Genomic DNA, 18414 nt, shown 5'->3' on the forward strand with positions numbered 1-18414 from the left:
AATAATTATGCAAATAGATTTATCAGACAAACATTTTTTAGTGACAGGAGGCGGAAGAGGAATCGGCAGAGCCATTGTTCAGCAGCTGCTTTCATCGGGAGCATCCGTATCATTTACCTATAATCATGGGAAAGAAACAGCAGAAGCTTTTTTGGACAAACTTTCAGCTGAATTTCCGGGTAAGACGATGCTTTATCAGGCTGACATAAAAGATGAAGAACAATCAAAATCTCTAATCGCCGAAATTGAAAAATCTGCATTAGGTCCGCTATACGGCTTGGTAAACAATGCAGGAATCACAATGGACGCCCCTTTTTTCAGCATGACCACCGATATGTGGACCAATGTATTGGAAACCAACCTGAATGGGACCTATTACCTCACAAAAGCAGTGATAAGATCTTTCGTCCGAAAGAAAAATTCAAAAATCATCAATATATCATCTGTTTCAGGAGTAAGAGGAGCAGTGGGACAGGCCAATTACGGAGCAACTAAAGCAGCTGTTATCTCTTTAACCAAAACACTGGCTCTGGAATTTGCAAAATTTAACTTACAGGTAAATGCTGTTGCCCCGGGATTTATTGATACCGAAATGGTAGCCAAAATGAATGAACAGGATAAAAAGAAAATAGATCAGATGATCCCCATGAAAAGGATGGGAAGAACGGAAGAGGTTGCTGAGCTGGTAACCTTTCTGTGCTCAGACAAAAGCAGCTATATCACCGGGCAGACATTCATCATCGATGGAGGATTAACTTTATAAAAAACACAACACATATGAAAAGAATTGTAATTACAGGAATGGGTGTAGTAAGCCCTTTAGCCTGTGAAAAAGAAGCATTTTGGGAAAAAATACTGAATGGAGAATCAGGAGTCGGAGACCTTACAAAACTGGAGCCCTCCAACTATAAAGGAGTTACCCGCGCTGCTGAAGTAGACTTGGAAAAAGATTATAAGAATACTGAATTGCTGGAGCATTTTAAGCCTTATGGCAAAGCCGTTACTTATGCCGCCGCCGCGATAGACATGGGTCTGAAAGATGCCGGTTTTGAAAAATTCACCAAAAAAAATAATTACGGAGTTATTCTGGGTACTACGAACGGCAACCAGGATATTGTAGAAAGAATTGTAGATCAGTGGAATCTGGAAATGAAACATGAAGACCTTTCCTCTGAAGCAGCAAAGACACTTACTTATTTCAGACCAGTTGAATTAAGTGCCAGTATAGCAAAATATTACAATCTCGGCGGAACCAATATGGTAATTCCTACAGCCTGTGCAGCAGGAAATTATGCTATTGGCACAGCCTACTCTATGATTCGCGAAGGCAGATCTTCCCTCATTATTGCAGGAGGAGCTGACCCTTTTACACGGTCCTGCTACACCGTTTTTTACAGATTGGGAGCCATGTCAAAAGACAACTGCAAACCTTTTGATCAGAACAGGAACGGGATGATTGTAGGGGAAGGAGCAGCTGTTTTAGTATTGGAAGAACTGGAACATGCACTGGCAAGAGGGGCTAAAATCTATGGCGAAATCAAAGGATACGGCTTAGCCTGTGATGCCTATGATCCTACAGCCCCTGATCCGGAAGGTTCCGGTGCTACCCTGTCTATGAACAATGCAATAAAATCAAGCAATATTGATAGAAAGAACATCACTTATGTAAGCGCCCACGGAACAGGAACAAAAGCCAATGATTCCCATGAGGTAAATGCGATGCGCAATGTTTTCGGAGAAGAAATAGATTCTTTATATGTCAATGGAATCAAATCCATGTTAGGACACTGTATGGGAGCAGCCAGTGCATTGGAAGCAGTAACTGCTACTCTTTCCCTACATCATCAAAAAGTTCCCAGAAACCGCCATACAGAAAAAATTGATGAAGCCTTTAATACTCATTTTCATATCCAGCCATCCTCAGAAATCGAAAATAAAGTAGATCATGTTCTTAGTAATTCTTTCGCTTTTGGTGGGAATATATGCAGCGTAATATTCAGTAAATATGACAGCAAATAACGATATAGTAATTTCCGTAATAGGCTTCAATAGTCCATACGGAACGGAGATTGACAATTATTTCTTCCGAAAAGAATCGGAAACGAAAGCTTTAATCATTGAAGATCACGATCCCCAGAAGTTTTTAAAACCAAAAGGACAGAGATTTCTTAACAAAGCAACATTGTTGTACTGTAATGCAGCATTTCATGCCATACATAACAGAAGTTTAAGTTCGATAATCAATGAAGCTCCTGAAAGAATCGGGCTTTATGACGGCACTGAACTTTCTAACCTTGAAGACTGTTTTATCTTTGATTTAACTGCAAAAAATCAAGGCCCGGACCGTGTAAGCCCAATGAAAGCTCCAAGCACCATTGCCAATGCAGCAGCCAGTCAGATGGCCATTCAGGCAGGAATAAAAGGGCCCAATTTCAGTGTATGTGCAGGGATGGCAGGAAGCCTTCAGGCTTTAGATATTGCTTCCCTCCATCTAAAACAGGGAATCACAGATTACGGAGTCATTGCCTCTACAGAAGTCCGAAATGAATATCAGGGGTCTATCCGTAGAGGAAATGAAGCCCTGCACAGACCAGCCTCCACCGAACTGGGAATAGCCATGGTTTTAGAACGCAGGGAAACTTTATCTGAAGCAGGCAGAAAACCTTTAGCCACAATAAAAAAGATACATTCTGAAACCCATACAGAGGATCTGCCGACAGAAGCATTTCTGTATCAGAATATTTCAGGTATGGCAGCACTATTCAGTTTTGATACCATTATTTTTTCCGGAGGCATTTCGGTAATTGATGAAACTATTTTTGAAGAAGTGTTAAGAAAAAATGGGCTGAGCACATCTGTCATTTATCCTGAAAACCTTTTTGGAGATAATGACAACGCCGGAGGTATGCTGGGAATAGCCTATGCTGTTTCGGTATTCGAAGGAAAAAGCATTCACAAAACAGATCAGGAAAACATTCTGGTTCTTTCAGCAGACAAGGCAGGAACTGTAATTCTCACCATAATAGAAAAAACAAAATAAATGGAAGCATTGTTAGAATCCTATCAGATCACTCAAATTTTAAAATACAGACATCCGTTTCTTCTGATAGATAAAGTGACAGGTTATATTCCCGGAAAAGAACTTACTGCTGTAAAAGCCGTCTCTATGGGTGAGCCCTATTTCGCAGGTCATTTTCCCGATTTCCCCATTATGCCTGGAGTTCTTATTACGGAAGCTTTAGCACAGGCTTCATCGCTCATGCTGGCTTTAGATGATCTGGAATGGGAAAAAGGAGGACCTCTTCCTTTGACAGAAAGACCCATAATAGGGGTTTTAGGAAATGTCCAGATTAATTTTCTAAAGTCGGTATTACCAGGATGCTTGCTGCAGCTGGAGGTAAGTATAGACTGGAGAAAAGGGCCTGCTTGCTCTATTCATGTAAAAGCATCGGCAGAAGGTTCTGTCTGTGCAAAAGGAAAAGTAACCGTAATGTTTATAGATAAAAATAAATTATCTGTTTAGATGGAATACAAAACACTATTGTTCTGTATTCCTTATGCAGGCGGCTCATCTTCCTCAATGTCTAATGTATCCAATGTACTGAATACGGAAGATGTGGAGGTACATTATGTAGAACTCCCGGGAAGGGGAATGAGAAGTACGGAACCTTTTCATTCAACATTAGAAGAAACTATAGAAGATATTTCAGATAAAATCAGAAGCAAACTGCTAAGTAAAGACCAGCCTTTTATATTGTGGGGACACAGTATGGGAGCTGTTTTGGGCCTTCTTGTTTTATTTAATCTACAGAACGATTATATGCCAAAAGGATTGATCGTTTCAGGGATGCAGGCACCCCTGTTTCAGCCTGCAGAACTGCCGATGCCGAGAAAAAAGCGAAATGCCCTGCTGCTTGATATTCTTCCAACGAAATATGAAAGAAGCAAAAATGCCCCGATTTTTCAGAGAGTACAGCAAAAACGGATAGAGATTATGGAAAAAGATACAGCACTTTTAGAAGAAAATCCTGTTGAAGACTGGCCGTCCATTATTATCGAAACTCCTTTGGCAGTAATCATAGCAGAAAATGATGAGCTGTATAATAATAAAGACTGCTATAAAGATTGGAACCGTCATACGTCCAATACTACAAGCTATTTTCCTGTAGATGGAGGACATTTTTTTATGTTCCAGTATCCGAAGCAGACCTCTGCCCTGCTAAGTAAAATAATAAATGATTTAACACACTAAATCTATGAAAGAAACTAAGATCTTTTCTTCTCATATAAGTTCAGATTACCCTGAAAACTTTGATATGAAGAGTTTTTATAACTCCCTGAGGCAGGCAGCCACAAGTTCTATTTGGTTTGAAGTTTCTGAAACCGTAAACAATGACAACCACAGGCTGGTTTTTATTGCGGCAGAATCTATTGCCTCATTACAGTCAAATAATGTGAATAAACTTCAATACAGATCAGGTGAAAAGACAGAAACAATAGAAACTGACGAGCTTAATTTTTGGGATAAAACAGCTGAATGGCAGAAAAAAAACATCCCTGAAAATAATTCTCATCCATATAATGGTCTTTTAGGTTTCAGCAGCTATGATTCTATACAGCTTATAGAAAATATTTCTCTGAAAAAATACGCTGAAGAAAGAGAAAGCAGCCATTTGCCACTCTTTAAATTTTCTCTATACCGATATATTTATGTTTTCAATATCACCCTCTCACAAGTTGTCTGCATCAATAACTATTATGATGGAGAAAGTGAAGAGATGACAGAAATGAAAGAACAGCTGAAAAACACCTTAAATACAGGACTAAATGGATTTCTAGTATCTGACGCAGAAGAAAAAGATTGCACGGAGGAAGAATTTTTAGAAAAAGTGAACAAAGCAAAACATCACTGCCAGATAGGGAATGTATTCCAGCTGGTCGTTTCCCGAAGATTTTCCAGAAACTATACAGGCGATCCGTGGACATTTTTTGTGAAGCTGAAAAACAACAGTGCCCAGTATTATTTCTTTCTGGAAGAAGAAAACTATACAATAGCAGGAGCATCACCAGAGACACATTTCAGTTCGTCAGATGGTTTGGCAATAGTAAAACCCATCGCAGGAACCTACAAAAAAACAATGCATAAAGAAAAGGATGCATTGCTGGAAAAAGAACTGCTGGCAGACCCTAAAGAAAATGCAGAGCACAATATGCTTGTTGATTTGGCAAGGAATGATCTCAGCAGATATGCAAAAGATGTATACATCAGTAAACTGAAGACCATAGAACATTATAATAATGTTATCCATATGGTAAGCCAGGTACAAGGTCAACTAAATACAGAGCTTAATACGGTCCGTCTGATCAAAGAATTTTTACCCGCAGGGACATTAAGTGGAGCGCCTAAATACAAGGCAGTACAGCTTATTGATGATATAGAAAGCAGCAGTCGTTCATATTATGGAGGACTACTTGGCTGGATAGGATTTAATAATGATATCAATACCTGCATTCTTATAAGAAGTACCTTATTCGAAAACGGAATGATGACTTACCGTGCCGGAGCCGGCGTTGTCATATCTTCTGATCCTCAAAAAGAGCTGGAAGAAGTAAACAATAAGATCACCTTAATTCTAAACACGTTAAAAGAATTTAGATCGTATACATTATGAAAAAAATACTGCTTGTAGACAATTACGATTCATTTACCTACAATCTCAAACAGCTCATTTCCGAATGTGGTGACTATAAGATTGATGTTTATAGGAATGATGCCTTTCAGCTGGAACTAGCACAGGATTATGATGCTATTGTTCTCTCTCCGGGCCCCGGAATACCACAGGATGCCGGGCTATGCATTCCTTTGATAAAGACTTATAAGCATTCAAAAAAAATATTGGGTATCTGTTTAGGACATCAGGCCATAGGAATCGCTTTTGGAGCTCACCTTATCAATACTTCTCAAGTTTATCACGGAGTCAGTTCCATAATTTCACTTAACAAAAATGAAAAAATCTATACAGAATTGCCTGACCATATAGAAGTCGCAAGATATCACAGCTGGGTGGTGGAAAATCGTAATCTGCCTCAAAACTTGGTCATAACATCTACTGATGATCAAGAGACAATCATGTCTCTGAGGCATGAAAAATATGATATTACGGGACTGCAATATCATCCTGAGAGTTTTCTTACTCCAAAGGGGAAAAAGATTGTACAAAATTGGCTGAAATTTTAAAACCCCAAGAATCATCAAATGAATATTATGGAGTCTCTTTACTTTTATCCACCCACGCGTTCCCTATATTGCCATTGAAGTAATAGAGGGATTATGCAGAAAGAGCACAATTATTCTAAAAACAGAAAATAGGATGCCCTTTTCCAAGTGATACCCATATCTGTAAAGCCCATTATGTTTACTTACCTGTTTTTAATCCTCAACAAAGTACACAATTTAAAATACTTTAAAAATGAAAAATAAAAAATTATTTCTTTTACCCTTAATTATGTTGGGTATCGTTTCCTGTCAAAATGATAATATGTTAGAGCCAATCTCCGGGGAGAATCCTGAAGTTTCAGCTTTATCCAAGGCTAGACTGTCTAATACTTTGGCTGCTTTTTTTGGAAATAATATTGATTTGAATAATCTTGCCAATTACTCAAATCAGGAGATTCCATCCCACATTATTAGAGGCAATTCCACTTATATGAACCCTGTAACAGATGCAGGAGCAACGCTAGGAAGAGTTTTGTTTTATGATAAGAACCTTTCTTCAAACAACACTGTTTCATGTGCAAGTTGCCATAAACAAGAATTAGCTTTTGGTGATGATAATATTGCAAGCCAGGGAGTAAACGGACAAACAGAGAGACATTCAATGAGATTGATCAATACCAGGTTTTCTGATGAGTCTCGCTTTTTCTGGGATAAAAGAGCATCTTCTTTGAAAGAGCAAACCTCTATCCCTATTAAAGACCACATAGAAATGGGCTTCAGTGGTACAAATGGAGATCCTTCATTTAATGATCTCATTATTAAATTGGCCGCTTTACCCTATTATCAAGAATTATTCACCAAAGCTTATGGTAATTCTGAAATTAATGAAGATAAAATTCAAAGCGCATTGTCCCAATTTGTATTAAGTATTACATCTTTTGACTCTAAATACGATCAGGGTAGAGCTCAGGCTCTTTCAGATTTTTCACCATTAAATAATTTTACAGAAGAAGAAAACCTGGGTAAAAATCTTTTTATGAAAATACCTGTGTTAAGTTTTTTAGTTACCGGTAACCGTATATCTGGTGGGCTTGGTTGTGCTGCTTGTCATCAAATTCCTGAACTCAGCATGGAACCTAATTCCGGGAATAATGGAATAATCAATAAGATCAACGGGAATGGTATTGATATTAGCGTTACAAGAGCACCTTCCTTAAGAGACCTTGTCAATAGTAATGGAAGATCTAATGGGCCAATGATGCACTCAGCAGTTATTACTACCCTGGAAGGAGTTGTAGATCACTATAATAATGTACCCAAGAACAGTCAAAATACTAACCTGGATACCCGTTTAGCTGGAGTCAAAAGCTTACGAGTTACAGAAAAGGAGAAAAAAGCAATTGTAGCATTTCTTAAAACTCTTTCTGGAAAAAATGTATATGTAGACAAAAAATGGTCAAATCCTTTTATTAATCAATAACAAACACCTTTTCTCATAAATTAATTTTGGTAAATAAGGCATTTATAATTTAGTAAGTGTCTTATTTTTTTATAAGAATTAAATAAAATGTTAAGTGAATTTTAGATCCAAAAGGCAAAAGAATTATTTTCTCACCAAATGAGGATGGTCACTATATTGAAAATTATCAAAGGAGAAAAATACACCATCCAATACCACAAAAATAAAATTTAACCTATAAAGGCATAAAATATGCTGATATTTAAACAGATAACTTTAAAATGTAATGTCATGAGAAGTTTATTATGGTTAATTGCAGTGATCTGCATTGTTGTATGGCTATTAGGAATACTGGGAATTGTGCCCGGAATCAGTACAGGGTATTTGATTCATATTTTGCTGGTTATAGCTATAATTGTTGTTCTTTATAATATTATTACGGGGAGAAAACCGTTGGATTGATTATAAATAAAACCGTATTCTGTCTTCTCCATTCAATGTTAAGTCGTATTGGGAAGATGATAAATTTATGCTAAAATTCAACGGTAACTTAAGCTAGAGGATTTTTCTATTTTGGTATTCAGGGCCCTTTCCCCATTAAAATACAGGTATTTATTACTGAGATTAAATCAGTGAATGGCTAACCTGCTGTTTTATCACGTCTTATTTTTAACTACATTTGATGTGTTGAAACTCTTTTTGTTCAATTCTCAAAATGAACAGATTGTACTGCATTTGTATAAAAAATTAAGATAATATATGGAAAGACCGCTTATTCTGGTGACTAATGATGATGGAATTACAGCTCCTGGTATCAGAAATTTGATCAGTTTTATGAACGAAATCGGAGAAGTAGTGGTAGTAGCCCCCAACTCTCCCCAAAGTGGAAAAGGCCACGCTATTACCATTAACTCTACACTAAGCTACGAAGAGGTTACCCTTGATGGCCCGCAAACAGATTATTCCTGCAGCGGAACTCCTGTAGACTGCGTAAAAATGGCTCTTGATAAAATTATGACAAGAAGACCTGATATTGTAGTTTCAGGGATTAATCATGGGGCCAATTCATCTATTAATGTAATCTATTCAGGAACAATGTCTGCTGCTGTGGAAGCAGGTGTGGAAGGAATTCCTGCCATCGGATTCTCATTACTGGATTTCAGCTGGGAAGCAGATTTTACTCAGGCTAAAGAGTTTATTCAGAATATTGTAAGAAAAACTCTTGAAAACCCGATGCCAAAAGGAATTGTTCTGAATGTGAACATCCCTAAACTTCCTGCATCAGAAATAAAGGGAGTGAAAGTTTGTAAGCAGGCTCATGCTAAATGGGAAGAAAGCTTTGATGAAAGGGTAAATCCACACGGGAAAAAGTATTACTGGTTAACAGGTTACTTCAACAATATGGATGATTCTGAAGATGCTGATGAAACAGCTTTGGCTAACGGATACATTTCTATCGTACCTGTGAAGTTTGACCTTACTGCGTATGAGTATATGAAAACCCTAGAAGAAGTAATGGTTTTTGATACCGCAAAGGAAGTTAAATAATACTGTTATTAAGATATAGAAAAAGCGTGAAATTTGATCTTCACGCTTTTTATTTTTACTCTCGCTGATTGAGTAGATACCGCAGATTTTTGTTACAAATTATCAATTATACGCAATCATCTGTGAAAATCCGTATCCATCTGTGGTAGAATCTATTAGCCACAGATCGGGAACAGATGATTATGCTTAAAATAATACTTTGTCTTCTTTTCTCAATTCCTCAAGATAACTTTTCTTATCATCTCTATAGAAAAGGTTCATGGTTTCAAACGGAATTAATTTCAGATCTTTATTCACAATGTGAACACAGGACTTCTTCACTGCTCTTACATCAAAATCATGAGCATCCATAAAGTTCATAATGATAATTCTGAACAGATTATCATAATCCAGATCCGGAGCACATACTTCAGGAAGGCAACAAAGCAGCTGATTAACCTTAGGCTTTACTTTATCGACAGAAATACCGGTACTGAAGATATCCAGCAACTGCATATGAAGCCCAGCATCCTGTTCATAAACGATGGTATTTTTGGATTCGTTGTTCAGAAGATCAGCAGGATTGATATATCGGGTTAGGGGAATGATTTCTCCCTGAAGTTTTAAAATATATCCCATGGCTAAGGCGTCAGGATTACAAGGAACAGGAATAATGTCATCAGAATTTAACAGTGGAAACTGGTTAAGAATCTCCTGCCTCACCTCTGTTAAGGTAATTTTCTCATGTGCAGAATCTTCCCTGTTTCTCCCTGCAATTTCTACCGGCTGGAAGGTAATTCCTCTTACACACTTCTGTTTTAAAGCAAATTCAATGATCTTTCCGATCTCATCAATATTTTTATCTTTCTGAAGGACAATAACCAAGGTGGTGGAAAGGTTTAGCTCATTCAGTTTCTCCAAAGCTTTCATCCTTACGGAAGTAAGATCTTTTCCTCTGAAATCTTCCAACACTTCAGGTTTAAAAGAATCAAACTGAAGATACACTTCAAATTCAGGAGCATAGGTGGCCAGCTTTTCAGCAAAACCAGGATCATTGGCAATTCTTATCCCATTGGTATTCAACATTAAATGTTTAATGGGTTTTGACTTGGCAATATCCATAATTTTGAAAAACTCCGGATGAATAGTAGGCTCTCCGCCACTGATCTGAACAACATCCGGTTCGCCCTCATTTTTAACAATGATATCAAACATGGCCTCAATTTCCTCAAGGCTTCTGTGGCTTCCATAATGTGGGGAAGACATGGCATAACAGGTTGGGCAGGTCAGATTACAGCGATCCGTAACTTCTACAATCGAAAGACAGCTATGCTGCTCATGATCCACACAAAGCCCACAGTCATAAGGACATCCGTATTCTACATCTGTTCCGAAATGAACCGGCATTTCTGAAGCTTTGTTATAGTTCCTTATATTTTTATAATACTGAACATCTGAGGCTATCTTTGTTTTGAAAAAGCCATGATCAGGACATCTTTTGGTCATGAAAACAGCTTCATCTTCTATGATGATCTTCGCCCCTACCCTTTTCAGGCATTCCGGGCAAAGACTAATGGTATAATCGTAATAGGTATAGTTTCTTACTGGCATAATTAATTTCTAAAATATTTATCCACAGATATATCCGCTGATCAGACCACAGACCAATAAACAGATAATAAAAGTCATTATAAACTGTTTTCTGCTGAATTTTCTGTTATCCTTACTTTCATAGATTAGTTTCACAATAAAAGTAACAATAATAGAAAAAAACAGAGCGCCTATAATCATCATCCCAACGATCATAAAAAAAACACCTGCAAGGCTCCCGCCATCTAAAAATGTTAAGAGTTTCATATTGAATGTTTTAAATAAGTGGTTTGAATATTTTTAATAGTATAAATGTAGTAAATAATTACACAAATACATACAAGTTGAATCGTTCCAAGATTTCCTGCAATTTCAACTCTTGGCTTAATGAAATCTAATAAAAGTCTAAAGATAAAATAGCTCAGCATAAAGATCTGAAAAAGGAACCCTGACGGATATGTCTTCTGTTTCTGAATATATTTAAGAATGATCCAAAGGCTGATAAGAAACCCTATTTCGTATAAGGCAACAGGATGTCTGAGATACTGATCTCCCAGGTTCATTCCAAAAATAGAATCTGTAGGAATACCATAGGTTTCCTCGTGAACTCCTGTAAGAAAACAACCAATCCTTCCAATAATGATCGCCAACATTAAGGGAAAAACAATGAGATCTCCCGTGCTTTGTTTGTGTCTGACTATTTTTTTGGCCAGCTCTACTCCCAGTAAACCAAAGGCTAACCCTCCCACAATGGTATTGCTGGACCAGAACTTCTGAAAACTAAAGTCCTCAAACATGGTGTAAGGATTTTCCAGATTTCCGATGAGTTTGGATCCCAATAGCGCTCCTGCTGTTGCGCCTATCAGAACTGCAGCAGAAGTATTGAACGAGAGCTTCTCGGTTGATTTTCTTTTAAGATAAAAATAATATCTCATCCCCAGAAACATACCAACGGCTTCAAAAAGAGGATGCGCAAGAATTGTATGACCGAAAATATGAAAAGTTACAGGAAAATCCATGGCTTCAAAAATAATCCATTTCAGATTATTTACTACCTTTATTCTGAGAAATAATTACAAAATGCGTATAGAATATGACATAAAACTAGGGTTTAAGGATGTAATGTTCCGCCCTAAGCGTTCCACCTTGAAGTCCCGTTCAGAAGTAGAGCTGGAAAGGGAATTTATTTTTAAACATACCAAAAAAAAATGGAGTGGAGTTCCTGTTATCGCTGCTAATATGGATACTGTAGGGACTTTTGAAATGGCTGTAGAACTCGCTAAAGACAAGATCATCACGGCAATACATAAACATTATACTCCTGAAGAATGGGATCAGTTCCTGGAAAGCCAGCCTGAAAGCATTCATCAATATATTGCTTTAAGCACAGGAACAGGAAAAGCAGATGAAGAGAAAATCAGGCTCATTCTTGAAAAGCACCCAAAAATCGAGTTTCTCTGTATAGATGTTGCCAATGGTTATTCTGAGCATTTCGTTCAGTTTGTGAAGACGGCAAGGGCTAATTTTCCTGACAAGGTTATTATTGCCGGGAATGTAGTAACCGGAGAAATGGTTGAAGAGCTTCTTTTGGTAGGAGCAGATATCATTAAAGTGGGTATCGGACCTGGTTCTGTATGTACCACCCGTGTAAAGACAGGAGTTGGCTATCCACAATTGTCTGCTATTATTGAATGTGCTGATGCAGCTCATGGATTAGGAGGCCACATCATTGCAGACGGAGGCTGTAAAGTCCCGGGAGATGTTGCCAAGGCTTTTGGTGGTGGTGCCGATTTTGTGATGCTGGGCGGAATGTTTGCCGGCCACGATGAAAGTGGGGGTGAAATGGTGGAAGAAAATGGTAAAAAATACCGTTTATTCTACGGAATGAGTTCAAAAACAGCTATGGATAAACACTCAGGAGGGGTTGCTGAATACCGTGCTTCAGAAGGGAAAACTGTAAAAGTAGCCTATAAAGGTCCAGTTTCTGAAACCGTGAAGGATATTTTAGGAGGAGTGCGTTCTACCTGTACTTATGTGGGTGCATCCAAACTTAAGGAACTTTCTAAAAGAACTACGTTTATCAGGGTTCAGGAGCAGGAAAATCAGGTTTTTAACTAATAATTAATTTTCTCTCACAGATAATGTAGATTTAAAAAGTCTGCACCAAATAAAAAAAGAGGCTACACATTTTGTATAGCCTCTTTATATTTTAAGTTAACATTCCACCGTCAACGTTCAGTGTCTGTCCGGTAATGTATGATGCCATTTCGCTTCCTAAGAAAACACAGGCATTGGCTACATCAGCAGGCTGCCCTCCTTTTTTCATTGGAATTCCGTCTCTCCATTCCTGAACTATTTTTTCATCCAGAATAGCAGTCATTTCTGTTTCGATGAATCCTGGAGCAATAGCGTTACATCTGATATTTCTTGATCCTAATTCTAATGCCACAGATTTTGTAAACCCAATAACACCAGCTTTAGAAGCTGCATAGTTCGCCTGTCCTGCATGCCCCTGAATTCCTACTACGGAAGTCATATTAATGATAGATCCTGATCTTGCCTTCATCATCGGCTTGATAACTGCTTTTGTAAGGTTGAAAACTGAATCTAAGTTTACTTTGATTACCTGATCCCAATCTTCTTTAGACATTCTCAATAACAGGTTATCTTTTGTAATCCCTGCATTGTTTACCAAAATATCAATCTGTCCAAACTCTGCCATTACTTCCTCTACCAATGTTTGAGCGGCATCATAATCTGATGCGTCAGACTGATATCCTTTAATTTGGGTTACAGAACTTAAAGCTGCTTCTAATTCTTTAGCTTTGTCTACAGAACCGGCATAAGTAAATGCTACTTTTGCTCCCTGTTGAGCAAACATTTCAGCAATCCCTTTCCCGATTCCTCTTGTAGCTCCGGTAATTAGTGCTACCTTTCCTTCTAATAATTTCATATCTCTTGACGATTATTTTTTTATAACTCATTCAGCCAGTGAAAGCTGACTCATTTAGTAGAATAATTCTTTTTCAGAATTAAACGGTTTGCAAAGATATTATAAATTGTTATTCAACACATTGAAAACATCAAAATACTGAACTTTTTTGTTAAATTTCTCTGATTTTGCTATAGTTCCGCCATATCATTTCTAAATCTGGTGAAATAAATTAAGTCAGTTTTCTTATCCCTATTCAGTTTCAAGACTTCCTTCATCCAGGTATATTTATCATAAATAACCTCTGTTAAAGGCTCATTCTGAAAATTTAAAACTCCATACTTCCCTTGTTTCCTGACAACGATTTCATTTTCAAAATTGTCAAAGGCAATAATATCTTCGTAAGCAAAAGGAACAATTTCCGTACCCTTCGCATCCAGAATACCATAAAGATTACTATTATTCATACAAACCAATGGTTTTGAATACTCATTCAGAATATTAAAGTATTCAACATCCTGATTCTTTATCTGCTTTATATCCTTAATTACAACTGCAGACCTGTTCGTTACCGAAAATCGATAATACTGCTCTTGTCTTTTAATTATCATATTCTCAGGATAAAAACCTACAATCTGATCATCTTCATTCAGGATATTTTTGAGCTCCTTATCCAAAAGCTTTTCCTCATTCCCTTTTTTAAGATAAATAAAATCCTTTCCGGAGACTGTAAAATTTTTAATAAAGTCATACTCCTGAGGAATAACTGTATTACCCTGCAGATCTACAATACCGGATTGATCTGACCTGTCACTATAAACCCTGAAAAGATGGTTAGATAATGGATATAAATATTTAAAATTATTAGGATAAAGCTTTTGATCTTTCTTGTAAAAGACTGTCGTTTTATTACTTTTTCTGAGATAAATATATTCTTTCTTTCCAAAGTATTCCGGGGTGATATCACTGTAGATCTCATCCACTAATGTGTTGTTCTCAGCATCAATCAACCCGTATTTTCCGGTTGCTTTATTTTGGGTAATCAGATAGGGGTAAGCATTGATATCTACTACATTCTTCGAAAGTTTATGTAAAGTCTGACCGTTTTTTCCAATGATTTCACTTTGATGATCTTCATTGATAATAAGAGCTTTTCCATTTTCAAAACTGTAATCATCCTTAAATTCCCTGTCACTGATCTGCTTCCCGTTAAAGTCATAAAGGAACCATTTTTTATCCTTTAAAACAAAGAACGCATCCTTTTCTGCAAAGCGAATCTTCTCTGAATCCGCAATGATTAATTTTCCATTGTAATCATAAACAGCTTCTTTTCCTTGTCTGGAAGCAATAATACGTTCTTTACTCCACCAGGATGTATTGAAATCCTGATCTTCAAGAGGAAGCAGTTCATTTCCTTTTTCGTCAATAATCGCTGATTTTCTTCTGTTTCCTTCCTCAGAATAAAGAATAAATCTGTTTTTAAAAATATGGGAAATTCCACCTTTATAAGAGGATTCAAAGGTTATATTTCCTTTAGCATCTACAATGCCCTGCTTTTTGGAAACAGGGTCGTAGACAATTCCAAAGCCTTCAGAATATGAGCCTACCTCCTTCCCTGTCTTTTTGGAAAGAAGAACCTTAGTGTATTGGTTAGTTTGCGCCATACAAACTGTAGAACACAATACAAAAACTAGTTTTTTCAATTAAAAATTAAATAGAATTATTGACAATAAGAACAATCTCTCCTTTTAAAGTTTTACTCTTGGAAAATTCAATTAATTCATTGATTGTTCCCCGTTTAGTTTCTTCAAATTTCTTAGAGATCTCACGACTTAAACTTGCCTTGGTGTTTTCACCAAAGAATTCTTTGATCTGCTCTAATGTTGTATTGATTTTATGCGGACTTTCGTACAATACAATGGTTTTCTTTTCCTCAGCAAGCTGCTTTAATTTGGTTTGCCTTCCTTTCTTTTGCGGTAAAAATCCTGCAAATAAAAATTCGTTATTCGGAAGCCCTGAAACCACTAAAGCGGGAATCAAAGCTGTTGCTCCGGGAAGACAGATCATTTCGATATCGTTATCTGCTCCTGCTTTTGCCAGTAAATACCCCGGGTCTGAAATTCCGGGAGTTCCCGCATCGGTAATGATGGCAATATTCTGACCGTTTTTAAGGTCTGTAATTACTTTCTCTGTTGCCTGATGTTCATTGTGTAAATGATAAGATTTTAAAGGCTTGGAGATTTCAAAATGTTTTAAAAGTATTCCGGAAGTTCTCGTGTCTTCACATAAAATATAATCAACTTCTTTCAGAACATTCACTGCTCTGAAGGTCATATCTTCCAGGTTCCCAACGGGTGTGGGAACAAAATATAGGATTCCGCTCAAAATTATAAGAATTTATTTTCCACCAATATCCAAAGTCTCTGTGCATATTCGTCCACTTTACTCCATTTTCTTTCGTAATAAAGGTCGCTCAGGTATTCTTTCGCTTCCTCCAGTGTTCTGAAATGGTTAAGCTGTGCTACTGTATCATTAAGATCTGTCTGGCTTCCTTCAAATAACATTTTTGAAAAAGCAATTCTGTCATTCAAATCCAGTTTAAATTCCGGTTTTAGCTTTTCAGCTTCCATAAAGTTGGTAGGAATATTGGATTTCAGAATACTTCCGGCATCTTCTTTTACAGTTTCCGACTGGTTTTCCTTTGGAAAATCTCTTTCCAGAGGATCATCGTCAAACAGGGATTGAACAGCTTTCAACCCTTTGATATTGGCTAGTTTTATTTTTTTCTCCTGCTGATATTCGTCTAAATTTTCAAAACTCTCATCAGAAGGATGTCTTTCTGTTTCTTCGGGAACAGGTTTATCTATTTCAACAATTGTTCTTCTGTCATATACTTCAGCGAGAACACGTTCATCCTGTTTTTCTTCCCCAGAATGGTCATTTTTGATCTCATTCAGGATATTTTCAACATTCGAAGTTTCCGAAACCAGTTCTCCCTGCTCTAAAGCTACATTGGAAGCTACAAATTGCTCCTCGTTCTCTTCGATCAGTATTTCGTCATCAAGCATTTCAGTATCGAAAATACTTGGAATGGTTTCTCTGACTTTATTTTCGGAAGTATCACTTACTGCTGCATAATCTACTTCATTTTCTTTTTCACCTTCCTCATCGGTATCTATTTCATTCAGCTGATTATTAAAAATGGCTTCCTCCTCTGTTACTTCTTCATTAAACATATCTTCGTTGATATCTTCATCTGAATCAGGGCGAGCATCAGCTAAAATTTTCTCTTCATCCACAAAGCTTAAAACAGCTTCATGGGTAATAAAATGTTCATTTTCATCAATTTCATTCAATTGGTTATTGAAAACTGCTTCTTCTTCCGTTATATCTTCAGAAGCAACAGGAGTCTGAACATTTTCAATAGTCCTTTCTTCATTATTTTCTGCTACGGAACTTATAATGTTTTCATGGAACTCATTTTCAACGATCTCATTCAGCTGGTTGTTAAAAGCAGCTTCCTCTTCATCTGATCCGATGATAAAATGGTCATTTTCATGCTCATCAATCTCATTCAGTTCATTATTGAAAATAGCTTCTTCTTCTGTTACCTCATTTCCAGAATCATGATGATCCGATTCACCCGAAACAAAAGAAGCCCCAGAACTGTCTGCATGTAAAACAGGTTCTTCTGCAATAAAGTATTCAATATTTTTTTCCAGTAATTTCAAAAAAGAAATCCTGTTAGCAAGCTCATCTACAAGATCTTGCTTGGAAAGTAATTCGTCTACGTTATTTATTTTGTCAAGATTATCGATGATATTCTTAGACTCAAATAAAATCTTTTCCTTTAAATCTTGGATATTCTGCATGATAAGATTCTTATTAAAATTGCTTACTTTTGATGTTGAAAATATACGGCTAATTTAACAAATGTTTTTAGAAAATACAATTAATCATTCCAAACAAAGTGGTTGGATGGAAGTGATTTGTGGCTCTATGTTTTCGGGTAAAACCGAGGAGTTGATCCGAAGATTACGTAGAGCAGAAATGGCAGGACAAAATGTGGAAATTTTTAAACCGAAACTGGATATCCGGTATTCTGAAGAGGACGTTGTTTCTCATAATCAGAATAAAATCCGCAGCACCGCAGTAGATAATCCGAATGAGATTCTTCTATTGGCATCCAATTGCGATGTGGTAGGAATAGATGAGGCTCAGTTTTTCGATGAAAGCATTGTTGAGATAGCCAATCAACTGGCCAACAGCGGCATCAGAGTAGTGATTGCAGGATTAGATATGGACTTTCTGGGACGTCCTTTCGGACCAATGCCCAATTTGATGGCTACTGCAGAATATGTTACAAAAGTGCATGCTATTTGCAAGAGAACAGGTAACCTTGCCAATTATTCTATGAGAACCTCCCAGGGAGACAATCTGGTAGAGCTGGGTGAAACTGAAAGCTATGAAGCTGTAAGCCGCCGTGTTTTTATTGATGAAGTGCTTTCAAAAAGGAGGTAAGTGATAGAGGTAAAAGCATAAAAAAATAAAATATATTCACTTAATATAAATGATAAACGAAAAAGCAATACTGTAAAATTTCAAAAGAAGAATCAGCCATACAATAATGAGCTATTCCAGCCTTTTTGCAATTTTACCTTTTTTGCAATTTCGCCATAAAATAAAGCA

19 protein-coding genes are annotated in these 18414 nt (G+C 37.0%); 12 read left to right on the forward strand and 7 right to left on the reverse strand.

Features of this window, described 5'->3' with window-relative positions:
* Nucleotides 1–7 precede the first annotated feature (7 nt).
* The 10 genes from fabG (WH267_RS06720) (at nucleotide 8) to surE (ending at nucleotide 9224) form a co-directional block, all read left to right on the forward strand.
* Nucleotides 8–763, forward strand: a complete 756-nt coding sequence (gene fabG, locus WH267_RS06720) for a 3-oxoacyl-ACP reductase FabG (protein ID WP_340006763.1) — start codon at nucleotides 8–10, stop codon at nucleotides 761–763.
* Between the two features lie 14 nt (nucleotides 764–777).
* Nucleotides 778–2019 (forward strand): beta-ketoacyl-[acyl-carrier-protein] synthase family protein, encoded by a 1242-nt coding sequence (locus tag WH267_RS06725; protein ID WP_340006765.1) that lies wholly within the window; start codon nucleotides 778–780, stop codon nucleotides 2017–2019.
* Entirely contained in the window at nucleotides 2006–3040 is a 1035-nt protein-coding gene (locus WH267_RS06730; protein WP_340006767.1) for a beta-ketoacyl synthase N-terminal-like domain-containing protein, read from the forward strand. Before WH267_RS06725 ends, WH267_RS06730 begins: the two co-directional genes overlap by 14 nt.
* The gene (locus WH267_RS06735; protein ID WP_340006769.1) at nucleotides 3041–3523 is read left to right on the forward strand and encodes a 3-hydroxyacyl-ACP dehydratase FabZ family protein; all 483 of its coding nucleotides are present in this window, start codon (nucleotides 3041–3043) and stop codon (nucleotides 3521–3523) included.
* Nucleotides 3524–4252 (forward strand): thioesterase II family protein, encoded by a 729-nt coding sequence (locus tag WH267_RS06740; protein ID WP_340006771.1) that lies wholly within the window; start codon nucleotides 3524–3526, stop codon nucleotides 4250–4252.
* Nucleotides 4253–4256: 4 nt separating this feature from the next.
* Nucleotides 4257–5672 carry an anthranilate synthase component I family protein gene (locus WH267_RS06745; protein WP_340006773.1) on the forward strand — a complete coding sequence of 472 codons (1416 nt, stop codon included), beginning with the start codon at nucleotides 4257–4259 and terminating at the stop codon, nucleotides 5670–5672.
* The gene (locus tag WH267_RS06750; protein WP_115973113.1) at nucleotides 5669–6238 is read left to right on the forward strand and encodes an anthranilate synthase component II; all 570 of its coding nucleotides are present in this window, start codon (nucleotides 5669–5671) and stop codon (nucleotides 6236–6238) included. Before WH267_RS06745 ends, WH267_RS06750 begins: the two co-directional genes overlap by 4 nt.
* A gap of 232 nt (nucleotides 6239–6470) precedes the next feature.
* Nucleotides 6471–7697 (forward strand): cytochrome-c peroxidase, encoded by a 1227-nt coding sequence (locus WH267_RS06755; RefSeq protein ID WP_340006777.1) that lies wholly within the window; start codon nucleotides 6471–6473, stop codon nucleotides 7695–7697.
* A gap of 270 nt (nucleotides 7698–7967) precedes the next feature.
* Nucleotides 7968–8138: a lmo0937 family membrane protein gene (locus tag WH267_RS06760; protein ID WP_123320249.1), complete on the forward strand. Its 171-nt coding sequence runs from the start codon at nucleotides 7968–7970 to the stop codon at nucleotides 8136–8138.
* Between the two features lie 297 nt (nucleotides 8139–8435).
* Nucleotides 8436–9224 carry a 5'/3'-nucleotidase SurE gene (gene surE, locus WH267_RS06765; protein WP_123320248.1) on the forward strand — a complete coding sequence of 263 codons (789 nt, stop codon included), beginning with the start codon at nucleotides 8436–8438 and terminating at the stop codon, nucleotides 9222–9224.
* 186 nt (nucleotides 9225–9410) lie between these two features.
* Here the strand turns inward: surE and WH267_RS06770 are convergent, their stop codons facing one another.
* From WH267_RS06770 to WH267_RS06780, 3 genes are read right to left on the reverse strand one after another with little or no spacing between them, the layout of a single operon-like run.
* Complete coding sequence (locus WH267_RS06770) at nucleotides 9411–10814, reverse strand: radical SAM protein (RefSeq protein WP_115973115.1); 1404 nt, start codon at nucleotides 10812–10814, stop codon at nucleotides 9411–9413.
* Nucleotides 10815–10832: 18 nt separating this feature from the next.
* Complete coding sequence (locus tag WH267_RS06775; protein WP_123320247.1) at nucleotides 10833–11060, reverse strand: hypothetical protein; 228 nt, start codon at nucleotides 11058–11060, stop codon at nucleotides 10833–10835.
* Complete coding sequence (locus WH267_RS06780) at nucleotides 11057–11812, reverse strand: prolipoprotein diacylglyceryl transferase (RefSeq protein WP_123320246.1); 756 nt, start codon at nucleotides 11810–11812, stop codon at nucleotides 11057–11059. The genes WH267_RS06775 and WH267_RS06780 overlap by 4 nt, the downstream gene beginning before the upstream one ends.
* A gap of 61 nt (nucleotides 11813–11873) precedes the next feature.
* Here WH267_RS06780 and WH267_RS06785 point away from each other — a divergent pair, with 61 nt between their 5' ends.
* Nucleotides 11874–12911: a GMP reductase gene (locus tag WH267_RS06785; RefSeq protein ID WP_123320607.1), complete on the forward strand. Its 1038-nt coding sequence runs from the start codon at nucleotides 11874–11876 to the stop codon at nucleotides 12909–12911.
* A gap of 91 nt (nucleotides 12912–13002) precedes the next feature.
* On the opposite strand, the gene fabG (WH267_RS06790) is transcribed toward WH267_RS06785, so the two are convergent.
* The 4 genes from fabG (WH267_RS06790) to WH267_RS06805 form a co-directional block, all read right to left on the reverse strand.
* Complete coding sequence (gene fabG, locus WH267_RS06790) at nucleotides 13003–13746, reverse strand: 3-oxoacyl-[acyl-carrier-protein] reductase (RefSeq protein ID WP_115973118.1); 744 nt, start codon at nucleotides 13744–13746, stop codon at nucleotides 13003–13005.
* Between the two features lie 170 nt (nucleotides 13747–13916).
* Entirely contained in the window at nucleotides 13917–15389 is a 1473-nt protein-coding gene (locus tag WH267_RS06795) for a WG repeat-containing protein (protein ID WP_340006783.1), read from the reverse strand.
* 46 nt (nucleotides 15390–15435) lie between these two features.
* The gene (gene rsmI / locus WH267_RS06800) at nucleotides 15436–16110 is read right to left on the reverse strand and encodes a 16S rRNA (cytidine(1402)-2'-O)-methyltransferase (protein WP_115973120.1); all 675 of its coding nucleotides are present in this window, start codon (nucleotides 16108–16110) and stop codon (nucleotides 15436–15438) included.
* Nucleotides 16111–16112: 2 nt separating this feature from the next.
* On the reverse strand, nucleotides 16113–17597 hold the full coding sequence (locus WH267_RS06805) for a hypothetical protein (protein ID WP_123320244.1): 1485 nt from the start codon (nucleotides 17595–17597) through the stop codon (nucleotides 16113–16115).
* 61 nt (nucleotides 17598–17658) lie between these two features.
* Here WH267_RS06805 and WH267_RS06810 point away from each other — a divergent pair, with 61 nt between their 5' ends.
* Nucleotides 17659–18246, forward strand: coding sequence for a thymidine kinase (locus tag WH267_RS06810; protein ID WP_115973122.1), 588 nt, complete (start codon nucleotides 17659–17661; stop codon nucleotides 18244–18246).
* Nucleotides 18247–18414 lie beyond the last annotated feature (168 nt).

It is taken from the genome of Chryseobacterium sp. MYb328 (assembly GCF_037572595.1).
In the GTDB taxonomy this organism is placed as follows: domain Bacteria; phylum Bacteroidota; class Bacteroidia; order Flavobacteriales; family Weeksellaceae; genus Chryseobacterium; species Chryseobacterium pennae.